This is a genomic window from Filibacter tadaridae (assembly GCF_900609045.1).
Taxonomy (GTDB): Bacteria; Bacillota; Bacilli; order Bacillales_A; family Planococcaceae; genus Sporosarcina; species Sporosarcina tadaridae.
This window is the reverse complement of the sequence record NZ_UXAV01000044.1, coordinates 58,761-74,134: the sequence shown is the minus strand read 5'-3', so window position 1 is coordinate 74,134 and position 15,374 is coordinate 58,761. Positions and strand designations below refer to the sequence as shown.

Annotated in this window: 18 protein-coding genes; 10 read left to right on the top strand and 8 right to left on the bottom strand. The window is 38.9% G+C overall.

From position 1 onward, the window contains the following. Positions 1–79: 79 nt before the first annotated feature. From FILTAD_RS13405 to FILTAD_RS13390, 4 genes are all read right to left on the bottom strand, one after another. On the bottom strand, positions 80–664 hold the full coding sequence (locus tag FILTAD_RS13405) for a 5' nucleotidase, NT5C type (protein WP_124071480.1): 585 nt from the start codon (positions 662–664) through the stop codon (positions 80–82). Beyond that, on the bottom strand, positions 661–1,785 hold the full coding sequence (gene ispG / locus FILTAD_RS13400) for a flavodoxin-dependent (E)-4-hydroxy-3-methylbut-2-enyl-diphosphate synthase (RefSeq protein WP_282432589.1): 1,125 nt from the start codon (positions 1,783–1,785) through the stop codon (positions 661–663). The genes FILTAD_RS13405 and ispG overlap by 4 nt, the downstream gene beginning before the upstream one ends. Positions 1,786–1,872: 87 nt before the next feature. Continuing rightward, on the bottom strand, positions 1,873–2,211 hold the full coding sequence (locus FILTAD_RS13395; RefSeq protein WP_124071479.1) for a tail protein X: 339 nt from the start codon (positions 2,209–2,211) through the stop codon (positions 1,873–1,875). A gap of 45 nt (positions 2,212–2,256) precedes the next feature. Then, the gene (locus FILTAD_RS13390) at positions 2,257–2,760 is read right to left on the bottom strand and encodes a DUF1189 family protein (RefSeq protein WP_124071478.1); all 504 of its coding nucleotides are present in this window, start codon (positions 2,758–2,760) and stop codon (positions 2,257–2,259) included. 198 nt (positions 2,761–2,958) lie between these two features. On the opposite strand from FILTAD_RS13390, the gene FILTAD_RS13385 reads away from it, so the two are divergent. The 4 genes from FILTAD_RS13385 to FILTAD_RS13370 all read left to right on the top strand — a co-directional run bounded on the left by FILTAD_RS13385 (position 2,959) and on the right by FILTAD_RS13370 (position 8,103). Further along, a complete protein-coding gene (locus tag FILTAD_RS13385; RefSeq protein WP_124071477.1) occupies positions 2,959–4,593 on the top strand; it encodes a Na/Pi cotransporter family protein in 1,635 nt (544 codons plus the stop codon). Between the two features lie 24 nt (positions 4,594–4,617). Beyond that, positions 4,618–5,100, top strand: a complete 483-nt coding sequence (locus tag FILTAD_RS13380) for a DUF456 domain-containing protein (RefSeq protein ID WP_124071476.1) — start codon at positions 4,618–4,620, stop codon at positions 5,098–5,100. A 108-nt stretch (positions 5,101–5,208) separates the two neighbouring features. After that, on the top strand, positions 5,209–5,811 hold the full coding sequence (locus FILTAD_RS13375; RefSeq protein ID WP_124071475.1) for a superoxide dismutase: 603 nt from the start codon (positions 5,209–5,211) through the stop codon (positions 5,809–5,811). 105 nt (positions 5,812–5,916) lie between these two features. Then, positions 5,917–8,103, top strand: a complete 2,187-nt coding sequence (locus FILTAD_RS13370) for a peptidoglycan D,D-transpeptidase FtsI family protein (RefSeq protein WP_124071474.1) — start codon at positions 5,917–5,919, stop codon at positions 8,101–8,103. 93 nt (positions 8,104–8,196) lie between these two features. On the opposite strand, the gene FILTAD_RS13365 is transcribed toward FILTAD_RS13370, so the two are convergent. Both FILTAD_RS13365 and FILTAD_RS13360 read right to left on the bottom strand, forming a co-directional pair. Beyond that, on the bottom strand, positions 8,197–8,676 hold the full coding sequence (locus tag FILTAD_RS13365) for a hypothetical protein (RefSeq protein WP_124071473.1): 480 nt from the start codon (positions 8,674–8,676) through the stop codon (positions 8,197–8,199). Beyond that, positions 8,673–9,053 (bottom strand): helix-turn-helix domain-containing protein, encoded by a 381-nt coding sequence (locus tag FILTAD_RS13360; RefSeq protein ID WP_124071472.1) that lies wholly within the window; start codon positions 9,051–9,053, stop codon positions 8,673–8,675. The genes FILTAD_RS13365 and FILTAD_RS13360 overlap by 4 nt, the downstream gene beginning before the upstream one ends. A gap of 166 nt (positions 9,054–9,219) precedes the next feature. Between FILTAD_RS13360 and rpmG the strand changes: the two genes are divergently transcribed. The 5 genes from rpmG to FILTAD_RS13335 all read left to right on the top strand — a co-directional run bounded on the left by rpmG (position 9,220) and on the right by FILTAD_RS13335 (position 13,547). Beyond that, the gene (gene rpmG / locus FILTAD_RS13355) at positions 9,220–9,369 is read left to right on the top strand and encodes a 50S ribosomal protein L33 (protein WP_124071471.1); all 150 of its coding nucleotides are present in this window, start codon (positions 9,220–9,222) and stop codon (positions 9,367–9,369) included. 61 nt (positions 9,370–9,430) lie between these two features. Next, the gene (locus tag FILTAD_RS13350) at positions 9,431–10,009 is read left to right on the top strand and encodes a 5-formyltetrahydrofolate cyclo-ligase (RefSeq protein WP_124071470.1); all 579 of its coding nucleotides are present in this window, start codon (positions 9,431–9,433) and stop codon (positions 10,007–10,009) included. After that, on the top strand, positions 10,006–10,194 hold the full coding sequence (locus FILTAD_RS13345) for a YqgQ family protein (RefSeq protein ID WP_124071469.1): 189 nt from the start codon (positions 10,006–10,008) through the stop codon (positions 10,192–10,194). Before FILTAD_RS13350 ends, FILTAD_RS13345 begins: the two co-directional genes overlap by 4 nt. A gap of 281 nt (positions 10,195–10,475) precedes the next feature. Beyond that, positions 10,476–12,368, top strand: coding sequence for an LTA synthase family protein (locus tag FILTAD_RS13340; RefSeq protein ID WP_124071468.1), 1,893 nt, complete (start codon positions 10,476–10,478; stop codon positions 12,366–12,368). Positions 12,369–12,515: 147 nt separating this feature from the next. Continuing rightward, positions 12,516–13,547, top strand: coding sequence for a YqgU-like beta propeller domain-containing protein (locus tag FILTAD_RS13335; RefSeq protein WP_124071467.1), 1,032 nt, complete (start codon positions 12,516–12,518; stop codon positions 13,545–13,547). A 207-nt stretch (positions 13,548–13,754) separates the two neighbouring features. Here FILTAD_RS13335 and FILTAD_RS13330 read toward each other — a convergent pair whose 3' ends face one another. Next, complete coding sequence (locus FILTAD_RS13330) at positions 13,755–13,934, bottom strand: DUF2759 domain-containing protein (RefSeq protein WP_124071466.1); 180 nt, start codon at positions 13,932–13,934, stop codon at positions 13,755–13,757. 161 nt (positions 13,935–14,095) lie between these two features. On the opposite strand from FILTAD_RS13330, the gene FILTAD_RS13325 reads away from it, so the two are divergent. After that, positions 14,096–14,734, top strand: a complete 639-nt coding sequence (locus FILTAD_RS13325) for an MBL fold metallo-hydrolase (protein ID WP_124071465.1) — start codon at positions 14,096–14,098, stop codon at positions 14,732–14,734. A gap of 60 nt (positions 14,735–14,794) precedes the next feature. Here FILTAD_RS13325 and FILTAD_RS13320 read toward each other — a convergent pair whose 3' ends face one another. Continuing rightward, entirely contained in the window at positions 14,795–15,037 is a 243-nt protein-coding gene (locus FILTAD_RS13320) for a DUF2626 domain-containing protein (protein ID WP_124071464.1), read from the bottom strand. Between the last annotated feature and the right edge of the window lie 337 nt (positions 15,038–15,374).

Here is a 15,374-nt window from a genome sequence, read left to right as displayed (position 1 = left end):
TATTTTTTACTGATACGTATACATTTTGCGATTAGGAATAAAAACATCTTGCCTCATAACTTGGAGGCTGTCACACTCGTTATTTTACAGCTTTTTCAACGAGGAAAAGTTTATTAATCCATTGATCTGCTTCTTGCCAGTTGTAGACCCGTATAACACCTTCAGGAACAGGTGCTCGGTTATAAGGTGTATCGAATAAGATGACAGGGATGTTAAGCTCTTCGTGAATATCGACGGCATTGTCGTGTTTGTCTTCGAAAAACGCGTCAACCTGAAACTTTTTGGCAGCTTCGATTTTATGATGGCTGCCAATGAGTTCGATATGATCATATGGAATTTCTTGCTGTTCAAACCATCTCACTGTGCAATCGTATACGTTATTGCCACGGGCAGAGATGTAAAACAGTTCGAACTGCTCTTTCCAGCCAGATAAAATCTCTTTAGCTTTTTCTTGTGCAGGGGAAGTGCTGTAAATTGTTTCCTCCGCACTGCTATACCATTCGTAAAATAATTTCTTGTCGACTGTAAGGGCTTTTGTTAGGTCATACTCTTTAATATCGTCAAGGATAAGATTGCATCCGAATTGAGCATTGATATGCGGTAGTAATGAGGTTGGACTCGTTACCGTACCATCTATATCAATACCGAAACGAAGGTTTCTCATTCTGCTTTCCCAGCTTGTACGAGTAATTCTTCTTGCCTTTTATTTTCAAAGTATTCTTCAGCCAGTTTGTCAATTTCTATTTTTAATTCTTCGACCATTGTTGCCTCAGGCACTTTACGAACTGTTTTCCCTTTCATGAAGAGAAGGCCCTCTCCACGTGCACCTGCTATACCGATATCGGCCTCGCGTGCTTCACCGGGACCGTTTACTGCGCAGCCTAAAACAGCAACTTTTAGTGGTGCTTTAATATGCGAAATATATTCTTCCACTTCATTGGCAATCTTGATTAGGTCAATCTCAATCCGTCCACATGTCGGGCACGAAATAAGTGTCGCAGCATTTGACGATAAACCGAATATTTTCAGTAATTCACGTGCAACTTTCACTTCTTGGACGGGGTCTGCACTTAACGAAACACGCATTGTGTTACCGATGCCTGCGGAGAGCAGTGTACCAAGTCCTGCTGCACTCTTGATAGAACCTGAAAATAGAGTACCCGATTCTGTTATGCCTAAGTGCAAAGGATAATCAAATGCAGCAGCGGCTTTCTGATATGCTTCAACCGCAAGACTTACATCAGATGCTTTTAAAGACACGATGATGTCATGGAAATCGAGGTCTTCTAAAATTTTAATGTGATGAAGTGCACTTTCAACCATACCGTCCGCCGTCGGGTATCCGTATTTTTCAAGTATCTTTTTCTCAAGTGAACCGGCGTTAACCCCGATACGGATTGGAATACCTTTCGCTTTAGCTGCGTTGACGACAGCCTCTACTTTAGCTTGTCTACCGATATTGCCTGGGTTGATGCGGATTTTGTCCGCCCCTTGTTCAATTGCGATTAAAGCTAACTTGTAGTCAAAATGTATGTCAACAACTAGCGGAATATTGATACGCTCTTTGATTGCGCCAATGGAATAAGCTGCACGTTCATCGGGACAGGCAACACGGACAATTTGGCAACCTGCTTCTTCAAGTCGTAAAATTTCCGCTACTGTCGCATCCACATCGTGTGTTTTAGTAGTTGTCATACTTTGGATGAAAAGTTCGTTACTACCGCCGATTGTTAGATTCCCAACTCGTACGGGCCGTGTATTTGTTCTTTTTATCATTTCATTCATTTGATTCTCTCTCCTTAATTGGCCATAGCCTCAAAGCTATTACTATTTTATCAATCAATATACTAAAAAGACAAGGGACAACTCTCATCAGCCCAATTCTATGCATGATTCAGTTGCTAATTGAGGAAGAGGCAACACAATTTTTATTCCTCCTATGATCCCCTGGTTCTGCAAATGCGGATTCAAGGCATAAAAAGAAGCTAACCTTTCCACAAAACTTAAAGTGGGATCAGGATATAATGCGAATAGACTTTCAATAGTATCGCCTTCAACCGCCTTAACCGAAATAGTTTGAATGTCTTTTTTATCTTCACATTGCATTTCTTTAGCGGAAAAAGAGGCAAGTGGGATTGTACCTTCCGCAAGATCAAGACGGATAAAATGGATTGTGATAAATAATAAAGCTGCGAGTAGTAGTATTCTCATGGAAATCCCCCCTTCAGCCACTATATGCGCGATTGGGAGGATTATTCATTTTAACTTTTTTGGATAATACCTTGCTGCTGCGCCGATATACATGAAATGGATGACTGATGATATGAGTAAGTTGATAATACCCAGCAAAGGATTGAAATCCAACAAAATAGTCAAAAGTATAGGGACCGTCATCGCAATAGCGGACGTTTTGAACATGTGCTGGTATTGGCCGCGTCTTTTCATTAATTTTACCAATAAGAGACCAATATACGCAAAAACACTTATACGGATGAAAACGTAAAACGTACTAATAACAATTTGCAACACGAAAGCTATCGGGTAAATGAGCCAACCAATCTTTTCTCCATGCTTCTTAAGTTCCGGTGATGATTCGAAAAAGGCTGTATCGCCTATCAAATAGCGGGAAAAGGAGATGAGCGTAAGGAGTGTAACGAATATAAAGACGTAACGGAATACTTTACCGATAGGCAGTAAACGAAAAGCCGCAAGTTTTTTAGGTTCGTGAATGGCAGCTTTAAAAATTTGATGGAACTTCACAACGACACCTCCTCACATCTCACTAGTCTACCATTTTCTTTCTAACTAGGTGTGAAAAATAAAATCGACAGATTGATGGCTTTTTGTAAACCGATTGTTAAGGGAATGTAAAGATTGCTTCATTTCTATTTACATTCAACAACTGGTATAAGCATAATAGGTTGAAAAGTAAAACGTATGATGGAGGTTGACCGCTCAATGGAAACAAACTGGCAGGAAATGGCTTTTCAATTTCTTGGCGGACTCGGGATTTTCCTATTCGCTATAAAGTATATGGGTGATGGTCTCCAAAAAGCTGCAGGGGACAGGCTTCGGACAATTCTTGATCGCTTTACGACGAATCCTTTCATGGGTGTACTTGTCGGTATTATTGTAACTGTTCTTATCCAATCTAGTTCAGGAACGACAGTCATCACAGTTGGACTTGTCAGCGCAGGATTCATGACGCTCCGTCAAGCAATCGGAGTCGTAATGGGCGCAAATATCGGAACGACAATAACTGCGTTTATCATTGGATTGGATGTAGGCGCATACGCACTGCCGATAATGGCGTTCGGTGCATTTCTTATCTTCTTCATAAAGAAAAGCTCAGTTAAAAACTTTGGTGAAGTTGTATTTGGGTTCGGTGGACTTTTCCTCGGTTTAGAATTAATGAGTGACGGGATGAAACCATTACGTGAATTAAGTACTTTTACGGACCTCATGGTTTCGCTAAGCGATCAGCCAATACTCGGTGTAGTCGTTGGAACAGTCTTTACACTGGTCGTACAAAGTTCAAGTGCGACAGTGGGTATTTTACAAGGGCTTTATGCTGAAAATCTCGTTACATTGCAAGCGTCCCTACCTGTTCTTTTTGGCGATAACATTGGAACAACGATTACAGCAGTACTTGCTTCAATCGGCGCTTCAGTAGCAGCGAAACGTGCAGCAGCGACTCACGTATTATTCAATATTGTAGGATCGGTCTTGTTCATGTTGTTACTTGTCCCTTTTACTGCCTATGTTGAATATCTTTCTTCTCTTCTTATGCTTGAAAATAAAATGCAGATTGCGTTCGCACATGGTTCTTTCAACATTGCCAATACAATCATCCAATTTCCGTTAATTGGGGCATGGGCGTGGTTAGTAACTAAACTAATTCCTGGGGAAGATGTTACTATTGAGTATAAGCCGAAACATTTAGATCGTCATTTCATTGATCAGTCACCCTCTGTTGCAATGGGACAAGCGAAAGAAGAAATTATTCGCATGGGTGAATTTGCTGTACAGGGACTACAAGAGTCATTTGAATACCTGAAAACAGCCAATAAAAAACATGCAGAGACAGCTTACCAAATCGAGGATGCGATTAATAACTTAGATCGAAAAATTACGGATTACTTAATCGAAATTTCATCTACCGGAGGCGTATCGCCTGTCGAATCCGCTCGTCATTTCATGTTAATGGATACGGTTCGGGATATTGAACGGATTGGTGATCATTTTGAAAATATTGTGGAATTAATCGATTATCGTGACGTAAACCGTGTTAAACTGACCGAAAGTGCCATGGTAGACCTTACTGAAATGTTTGGATTGACAATCGGAACGGTCGGGAAAGCGGTCGAATCACTAAACTTAAGTGATATTAAGTTAGCAAAAACAGTTGCAGAGCAAGAAGATTTGATCGATAAAATGGAACGAAGATTCAGAAAGAACCATATTATGCGGCTTAACGAAGGACAATGTTCTGCGCAATCAGGAATGGTATTCGTTGATATTGTTTCGAATCTTGAACGAATTGGCGATCATGCTGTGAATATTGCGGAGGCGGTTCTTGGAGACCGGATATAATATAAATAGTTGGGGGAGACAATTATGGAGATAATCGCATGGGTACTTACAATCATCATGTTCATCGTGGCTTTTATCGGTCTTGTCTACCCAATTATTCCTTCTGCATTTTTTATATTGAGTGGATTTCTTCTATATGGATTGTTCGATACGTTCGAAGGAATGACTGTTCTATTTTGGGTTATTCAAGTGTTGTTCATTCTATTACTTTTTGGTGCAGATACATTATCGAATCTAGTAGGTGTCAAAAAGTTTGGAGGATCTAAAGCTGGAATGTGGGGAAGTACAATCGGTCTTCTAATCGGACCGTTTGTCATTCCTGTATTTGGCATTCTCGTAGGTCCGTTTTTAGGTGCAGTCATTGCTGAACTCGTTGTCTCAAGGTCGGGGGTTAAGCAATCCATCAAGACGGGTATAGGCTCTCTGGTTGGATTTTTTACATCTGTTTTGACAAAAGGGATTGTTATGGGTGTGATGATTGTCGTATTTGTAATGTTCGTAAAATGAGAAGTGAATGATTAAGAAAAATAGTCCATTTTGTTTGAAAGAAAATCATAGTTTTGATAATGTTAACTATGCAGCATATTTATGAAACTCACTAGGAGGAATGGACAAATGGCTTACAAACTACCAGAACTACCTTATGCACAGGATGCACTAGAACCTCATATTGACAAAGAAACGATGAATATCCATTACAACAAACACCATAACGCGTATGTAACAAACTTGAATAATGCACTTGAAGGAAATGAAGAACTTCTTAGCAAGTCAATTGAGGATCTTATTGCAAATCTTGACGCTGTTCCTGAAGCGAAAAGAACTGCTGTCCGTAACAATGGTGGAGGACACGCTAACCATACATTCTTCTGGGAAATTCTTTCACCGAACGGTGGCGGAAAACCTTCCGGCACACTTGCTGAAGCAATCGACAAGAAGTTCGGAAGCTTTGATGCATTCAAAGAAGAATTTGCAAAAGCTGGAGCAACTCGTTTCGGTTCAGGATGGGCTTGGCTTGTACTAAATAATGGTGAACTTGAAGTAATGTCAACACCAAATCAGGATTCGCCGATTATGGAAGGTAAAACACCTCTCCTCGGTCTTGATGTTTGGGAACACGCGTACTATTTGAACTATCAAAACCGTCGTCCTGATTACATTTCTGCATTTTGGAATGTTGTCAATTGGGACGAAGTTGCAAAACGTTACGGTAAATAATAGCGAAACGGGAACTAAGCACACATCTTGTACGTCAAGATGTGTGCTTTTTCTATTTTGGATGTTATAATCCTATAGGGAACTTGAAGAAGGAGGGGAATAATTATGAAAAAGCAGGTTCGAAAAGCGGATCAGGCAAAAATACGACAACGCAAACATATTGCATTTCGGATGAACTTTTTATTCTTTTCGATATTCATCCTCTTCTCATTGCTTATTCTTCGCCTAGGCTATTTACAAATTGTAAAAGGTGAAGAATACACGCGCGAACTCGAACGGACTGAAGAAATCCCTGTTAACACCAGTGTTCCCAGAGGCCGGATATTTGACCGCACGGGTAGAATATTGGTTGACAATGAACCGAAGAATGCCATTACATATACAAAGACGTCATTGACCACATCTCATGACATGTTAGATATCGCAAGAAAACTTGCAATTTTTATTGAGAAAGATACGAAACGTGTAACGATTGGCGATAAACGGGACTTTTGGATTTTAACAAATCAAGAAGAAGCATTAAAGAAGGTTACAAAAAAGGAACAACTTATAATTGAAAGAGAAAGTTCACTTTCACGGTCGGAAGCACAACGTAAAATCAATCGTCTTACACGTGAACGTATTACAGAAGAAGAATTGAACTCGTTTTCGGATGAGCAACTTGAAGTACTTGCTATATATCGTGAAATGATGTCGGGGTATGCGTATTCTCCACAAATTGTAAAAAGTGACGGAGTTACTGAAAAAGAATTTGCATCTGTTTCTGAACGGCTTAATGAGCTGCCAGGCGTTGACACGACGACAGACTGGGATCGGGTCAAATTATCAACGAGCACGATACTAGGTACAACGACAAGTCCGATTGAAGGCATTCCGAAATCGCATTTAGACTATTACTTGGCAAGAGATTATTCAAGAAATGACCGTGTTGGAAGAAGCTATCTAGAACAATATTATGAAGAATTACTAAAAGGTCAAAAAACAGTTGTGAAAAACGTGAAAAATAGGAACAATCATGTTGTAGAAACGAAAACCATTAAAGAAGGCGAGCCCGGTAAAGATTTAATCTTAACGATTGATAGTGAATTACAATATAAGCTAGAGGATATCGTTTCCAAAAAACTATTGGAATTGAAGAAAGGCGCGGGTTCCTCTTTATTGGATCGAGCTTTTGTAATAATGATGGATCCGAATACCGGTGAAATTTTATCACTTGTTGGTAAAAAAGTGGTTCGGGATAAAGAAACGGGCAGGCTTGAAATAAGAGATTATGCTTTCGGCACATTTACAACTTCGTATGCGATGGGGTCCACAGTGAAGATGGCAACGCTCCTAGCTGGATATGAATATGGAGCAGCCCGTGTCGGAGAAGTGAAAATAGATGAAAGACTATACTTTTATGGTGGCTCTGAAAAATCATCACTTTTCAATCAATATTCACGAGTTGCGATAAATGATATCGAAGCGATTGGACGCTCTTCCAACGTGTATATGTTTAAAATTGCTATGGGAATCGGTAACTATTCTTATAGAAAAGGATCTAGTTTGAAAATAGATTTTGATGCTTTTGATAAGTTACGGGAAAGTTATGCATCATTTGGTTTAGGAGCAAGAACGGGTATCGATTTACCTGGTGAGAGAGTTGACGACCCACCAGCCCTTATTCTAAGTGAGCCAGGTAAGTTATTGGACTTGGCGATAGGTCAATATGACAATTACACACCTCTACAACTTGCCCAATATGTTTCTACTGTAGCAAACGGGGGTTACCGCATTGCTCCGAAACTATTAAAAGAAATTCATGAGCCGTCCGTTGACGGTAAAACATTTGGTCCATTACTTCAGGAAACCGAAGTTAATGTGTTGAATCGCATTGAAAACACAGATAAAGAGATTGAACAAGTTAAGCGGGGAATGCAATATACGTATTATGGATCCAGGGGGACAGGAGGGAGTACCTTCAAAGGCACCTCATATACGGCGGCGGGGAAAACAGGAACTTCACAAACTTCTTATTATGATGGAGAAGACCGCAGTAAATGGGGAACTCCAACAGTATCTGTAACGCATGTCGGTTTTGCACCGTTTGACAAGCCGGAAATTGCTTACGCAGTTGTTGTTCCGCATGTATCGACGTCTTATAATAAATACCCTCATCCGAATAACGACCTTGCTCGAGCGGCAGCAGATTTGTATTTTGAGTTAAAAGAGAAAAGATCAAAAGTAAATGATCCAACGACAGCTTTCCAGATAAAACCCGCTTACCCAGAGGATACAAAAGAAGGAAAGTAAAAGTATATTTATGAAGAGTCATAAATATACTTGTTAAAATGCGGATACATTTTTATTCTTCAATTAAAAAAACAGCACTTATGTGCTGTTTTTTTAATTGACCGAGGTCACTTGTTTGGCAATTGTTTGAAAGTCCATGGAGGAATCTACCTCATGGTCTCCAATTTGTATTTTTCCTGTTAACTTATTATCCGCAAGGTAGGCATCAAATGCCGCTGCGTCATCGATGACGCCAGTCCTTTCTAATAGTGCAGAAACAACTGCTGAATTTGAACCAGGGTCAATCGTTAAAATGGTTTTCACAATTGGTTTAGTAGGTTCGGTTTTAGATATAGCTTTTTCTTCCTTCTTTTTTTTCTTCTGTTCAACTGGCTTTTTTTCGGATGAAGAGACTGTTTGGGCAATTGCTAGCATCTCTTTCGTCTGATCTAGTTCCTTTTGTAATTGGTCTAGTTTGACTTGAAGCCGCTTTCCATCAGATTGCCCTCCTATATCCCCGCTAGATATGAAATATAGTAAACCACCAGCTACTATGCATGCAACACCAATCGTTCGCAAGACTTCACGAATCATAAAACCACGCCTTTCGAACGTAATACTACGGTCACGTCATCATTCGACAAAGAAGACCGTTTAGCAATAGCGTCGATAGAATACCCTTGGGCGTGCAAAGATAGGATTTGATTGACGATGATTTCATGTACGGGTTTCGATTTTGATGGACGTTGGTGACCCCTGACGCTTCTTCTTGCTGATGGAATCGGATTGACACCAACCATTAACTCTTCTTCGACGACTTTTAGTCTTTTTTTCAAGTTGCTCGTCTCTTGATGGAGACTAATTGAAACTTTCTCCAATTCATCTTCATAATTACGTGCGGAATGTCCGAAGAAAAAAGAGGCTAGAATACTTATGAGTCCAATAATGAGTAGGATTATCGCAATGTTCATTTCACCACTCCTTAGAATACATACTAACCATCATTTTATCATACCGAATCCATTAAAGAAATTTCATTCTTTCCGCTGGACATCTATTAATCATGTGGTACAATTGGTAAGTCGTATAAATCATGCTCATATACATTTTATATTCCTGATGAGTGGAGGGACAATCATGCGCGTAAATGTAACACTAGCTTGCACAGAATGCGGTGAACGCAATTATATTTCTAAGAAAAACAAGCGTAACAATCCGGAACGACTTGAAATGAAAAAATATTGCTCACGTGAAATGAAACAAACTTTGCATCGTGAAACAAAATAATCGCTCATGCCAAAACCTTTACCGGTTTTGGTTTTTTCTTTCCATTATGGGGGTATAGTAAATGAGTAAAAAACTTTTGAGAACTAAAATACTAAACCAATTAAAAACAATGGACAGTTCGCAGTATCAAAGATTGTCCCAAAAAATTGCTAACCAGGTAATTGAATCTGATGAATTCAGAGAGTCTTCAACAATAGGTTTGACAATTTCCAAATTCCCAGAAGTAGATACGCGGCCAATTATCGAAGCTGCATGGAAGAATGGAAAACGTGTTTGTGTTCCAAAATGCAACAATGATACACGGGCTATGGATTTTAGGACCATTTCATCGTATGATAATTTAGAGACAGTTTATATGGGCTTATTGGAGCCGATTATTACGGAAACGGAATCAGTTGGAAAAGGAAATATTGATCTTCAAATTGTTCCTGGAGTTGTTTTTTCTCCAGAAGGGTATCGAATAGGTTTTGGAGGCGGCTATTATGATCGTTATCTGCCCGGTTTTAAAGGAAAGATACTCGCTCTTGCATTTGAGTTTCAAACGGGTCACAAAAACGTGCCTAAGGAAATGCATGATATTCCTCTCGGCTTGATTATCACTGAAAATGGCTTCATACGTTGTAAAGCGGGTGGGAAATGAAAGATTACTATGGAGTACTTCAGTTATTGAAAAGATTCGGCATTTATGTGTATACTGGAGACCGTAAGTCGGATATCGAACTTATACAATCCGAAGTAAAAAGCCTTTATGATAACGGGTTAATCCTGAAAGAGGATTATTTAATGGCGGTACTTATAGTAAGGCGTAAGTTGTCAGAGCTATGAGGAAAGACCTTTGTGGTAGGTACTTTGAAACTTTTTTAACTGCATTTGAAACTTTTCGTTGTTTCGACCGTCTATTATATAGTGCGTGCCTTATATGATAATACAAAACCTATATATGTTGTATTAATGATTCAATATGAAAACCAGCAAAAGCGCCTTACAAGGAATAGCCGTATCTATACGCCTGACGGCAGACTTGAAGCGCTGTAGCGGTTTTGGATGGAATAAATCTTTAGTTCAACCTATATACACACTATTTTTTTTTGAAAGGAAGAGATGGAATGAAGAAAGTAGCCTGGAAGAAACATTCCGTACTCATCATTGCAATCATTGCAACATGGATTACAACATATGTTGGGTACTTGACAAGCTTTAATCTTAAAATCGAAAACGTAATGCAACAGTTCATTCTTTTCATGAATCCATTAAGCTTTTTATTGCTCATATATGGAATCGCTTTGTTTATAAAGAATGCAAAAAAACGCAACATATATATACTTTCCATTAGTATAATTACCTCTATTATTATGTTTAGTAATGCAGTTTTTTATCGTTTTTTCAACGACTTCATCACATTACCTGTTCTATTTCAAACAAGTAATTTCAGAGATTTATCTTCTTCAGTAACTACAAATATGCATTTGTTGGATGTCTTTTTCTTTACAGATGTCATTATTATTGCTTTGGCTATTCGTTATATTCCTCAAGGGGATCATAATGATATACGGAGCAAAATTGGTCGTAAACTTTATTTTGTCGCGACTGCCGCGATTTTAATGATTAACCTTGGACTCGCTGAAATGGAAAGGCCTCAACTCTTAACACGTAGTTTTGATAGAGAGCTATTAGTGAAAAATATTGGAACATATAACTACCATATCTATGATTTATTCATTCAGTCTAAAACACACGCTCAGCGTGCACTTGCAGATGGCAGTGAATTAGTGGAAGTAGGTAACTATATCAATGCAAACTACGCGGCTCCGGATCCAGAAATGTACGGAATTGCGAAAGGACGCAACGTTATCACAGTTTCATTAGAATCACTACAAAATTTTGTCATTAATAATGAAATGAATGGAAATGAAATCACTCCTTTCTTGAACGAGCTTACTCGTGATCCTGACACATTCTATTTCTCGGAATTTTATCACCAGACTGGGCTTGGTAAAACGTCAGATTCAGAGTTCATCCTAGAAAATTCACTATTTGGTAAAAGTGATAGTGCAGTATTCTTCACGAATAGTGGGAATACATTTGATTCACTGTCCGAACGATTAGGTGAAAATGGTTATTACACAAATGTAATGCATGCGAATAACCGTAGTTTCTGGAATCGGGATATTATGTATGGAGCACTGGGTACAGAAAAGTTTTATGATGTGGAAAGCTACGACGTAGATGAAAGTAATTCTGTCGGTTGGGGTTTGAAAGATAAGCCATACTTCGACCAATCTGTTGAGATAATGAAGGGTATGCCAAAACCATTCTATTCAAGAATGATTACGTTAACGAATCATCACCCGTTCACTTTAGGGGAAGAGGATATATCTATTCCAGAATATGATTCGAATTCAAACACGTTAAATAGGTATTTCCAAACAGTTCGTTATATGGATGAAGCAGTAAAACTCTTTTTCGATGATTTAAAAGCAAGCGGCTTATATGATAATTCGATTATTATTATGTATGGGGATCATTACGGAATTTCAGAAAACCATAACAAAGCAATGGGAATGTATTTGGATAAAGAAATAACACCTTACGATAATGCGACTTTGCAAAAAGTTCCGCTTTATATCCACATTCCTGGATATGGAAAAGGTCATGAAGTAAAAGAAGTGGCAGGTCAAATTGATTTGAGACCAACAATCTTGCATTTAGCCGGTATTGATACAAAAGGCGACATGCAAATGGGTGCAGATTTATTCTCACCAGATCACGAACAATTCGTACCTTTCCGTGACGGACGTTTTGTCACTGACAAAAATGTCTATGCGAAAGAGGTTTGTTATGATAGTGAAACAGGTGAGGAAACAGATAGTGCTGAATGTGAACCGTTCATAGAACGAACAGCAACAGAACTTGGTTATTCTGATTTGATAATAAATGGTGATTTACTTAGATTCAAAGAAAAAAATGAAGTTAGTCCGGAAAAGGACGCCTCAAAATAAGTAAAAACGTTCTGCACGGGTTTACTCGTGCAGAATTTTTTTACTTATACATAGATGAAATGAAATAAGAAAGGAGGAAATGCGGTGAAAAGAGGGATGTGTGCCATCGCTTTGATGATTCCGCTTTTAACTGGGTGAACCCAAAAGATGGATGGCACTAATGATGAATTACAGTCAGAGAAGCCAGAGGTATCAACTCTTGATGAAAATGAAAAAAGCCTAAATAAACTTGAGACTGATCGAGCTACATTTCATTTCGTTGCGGATTGGTTATCTGAAACGAAGTTACTATATGTCGAAAAAAGAAATGGTTTTTATTTACTGAATACATTCGATTTTGGAACGGGTGAATCCACCACATTGTATGAAGATTCCTCCATTATTATCGATGTTCTTGTCCATCCCTCGAAAAAGACTATTTTACTACATACAAGTGATAATTCTACATCTGCCGATATTAAACTAATAGGCTTGGATGGGATTGTTCAACATGAGTTTTCTATCGATTCTAGCGAACTAGAAATTGAATGGAATGATATTGATCCTGCTCTTATCCTTTTCACATCATTCCATCAGGATTGGTCGTTCGATATATTTCTATTTGATGGTAATAACGAGCAGTTTGGCTTGCTTCCAATAGATGCTCCATTCCCGAAGTGGCTGGGCACAAACAAAATTATTACTCAAGAAGTAGAAGGACATTCATTGGATGGCGGAAAATTGCATGTCTATGACTATACATATGAATCTTGGGATGAGTGGGATGTCAGTGGTGTCATTTATATTGATACATTTAAAGATTCAGCGCTTATCGGGCAATTAGATGACCAAGGGAATATAAATTACTCAATAATGGGTTCGAATAAAGAAATACGTTCTCAATGGACAATGGCAGCTGTCAGTAATTATTCGGAGTGGGTGTTTACTGAAATAGATTGGTTAACAGAAAATAAGGTTATCATGACCGGACCGGAAAAGGGTGGATTGTTGGATGAGCTCGATGAACCATACCAGCTTATTCAAGTGGTTGATGGACAGCGAGAGGTTCTCCGAAATGAAAGTGTGGCGGGAAAACTCCGTTGCTCGCCGATGGGTGATAGATGTCTGACAGGTTATGAAGGGGAAAAACTAATCGATATTGAATCGAAAAAAGAGACAGAATGGCTTATATTTTCATAAGGAAAACAATAGCCTCTTGTTTAGTCGAGACTTTATGAAGGGGCAGAGCCCACAGATGGCCTGGTGTCTTGAATAGAGTGTATGTGCAGCCGTAGACATCTTATAAGAGGAGGGAGGCATCCCCCTTAGCGCTATGGCAGATTCAATGGAATTCATTCTGTAAATAAAAAACATCCATTGCCAGTTAGCAATGGATGTTTTTTATTATTAATGTAGGGATGGTGGAAATCCTTGGTACACAATTGTCGCAACGGTGAAAGCCCCGAATACGACTGCAGTCGCTACGTTAAATAATATACTTAAAACGTTGCGCTCTTTAAAGGCTTGAACTGTGCCAACTACTGCAAGAATCGCAATAAGTCCAAAAATGATCATTAATAAGTTCATTTAGAAGACACTCCTTTCAACTGTAAAAAAAATGAATGCCAATATAGCAATACTCAATATCTATTGTACAAGTTGCATCTGTATTTGTCGAGGCTAATTAGTGACGATTAATTGAAAACGCCAAGACATTTTTGTACTATATAATTGAGGTGGATAATAATATGCTAAAAGTGAGTACATACCCGCTTGGTCCGATTCAGACAAATTGTTATATTATACAAGATAATAAAGGCAATTGTTTGATTGTAGATCCGGGCGAAGAGGGAGCGCGCATTATAGCGAAAGTGAAGAAAGCGGAATTGACACCCTGTGCAATTCTCTTGACGCATGCGCATTTCGACCATATTGGGGCAGTTGACATTGTACGTGATAAGTTTTTCATTCCAGTATATATTCATGAAGATGAACAGGATTGGCTTTCTAATGCTGATTTAAATGGCTCAGCGCGCTATCCAACACTGCCGCGGGTCAGCATTCGAAAAGCAGACCATCTTATAACTAAAGAAGGTTTGATGGAGATTGGTCCCTTTACATTTGAAGTGAAGCATACACCAGGTCATTCACCAGGAAGTGTAACATATGTATTCAGCGATGATCATTTTGCAATCGTTGGCGATACGTTGTTTAAACGAAGTATTGGAAGAACAGATTTACCAGGTGGTAATACGAATGAATTACTTGCCTCGATCCATGATAAGTTATTGACGCTAGATGATGATTTTATACTTTACCCGGGTCACGAAGCATCGACAACACCTATAGACGAGAAAGATACGAATCCGTTTTTGAATGGCTTTTAACTTAATTGAAAATAGGTAAACAAAAAACAGCCGTATTGGCTGTTTTTTTGTTTTGTACTTTTAGTGACCAGCACCTGGTACATGTATGAATGTTGAGTAGTAGCTGAATCCGACCATGAAAACCATCAAATAAGCTCCAAATAAATACATATACATGCGTTCAGTCAGGTTCAAATATCCAAGTAGAAGGAAGAACCCCGTGCTCGCAACAAAAAGAAGTGCAGCTGGTAGCATGTCGCCAATAAAGAACATTACAGCGAAAATGCCTGTCCAGAAGCCCAACAGCTTGAACATGTTATCCATGTGTGTGTCCCTCCTTATAAAACATTACAATAAGCTCACATTCATTATAAAGGATAGCGACCGTAGATGTAAACTACAATCGTTCTCTCATTGTGACAAAGACGTGTAAAAAATATAAACTGTTCGCCATTTCTTGAAAACGGGTTTTTAAGGCGGATTTTGGGGTCAAAAACGAGAAATAGGCCATTTTAATGAATACACAATTCGGCTTTGAGGAAAACCATTCCCAACTTACTCGTTCATCCGTATACTTTGATCTAAGACGGAGAAAGCAATATCCGTTCCATTGCGGAAAGTGGTCTTCCGCTTTATAGTTTAACGCGAATTACCCGTTTTA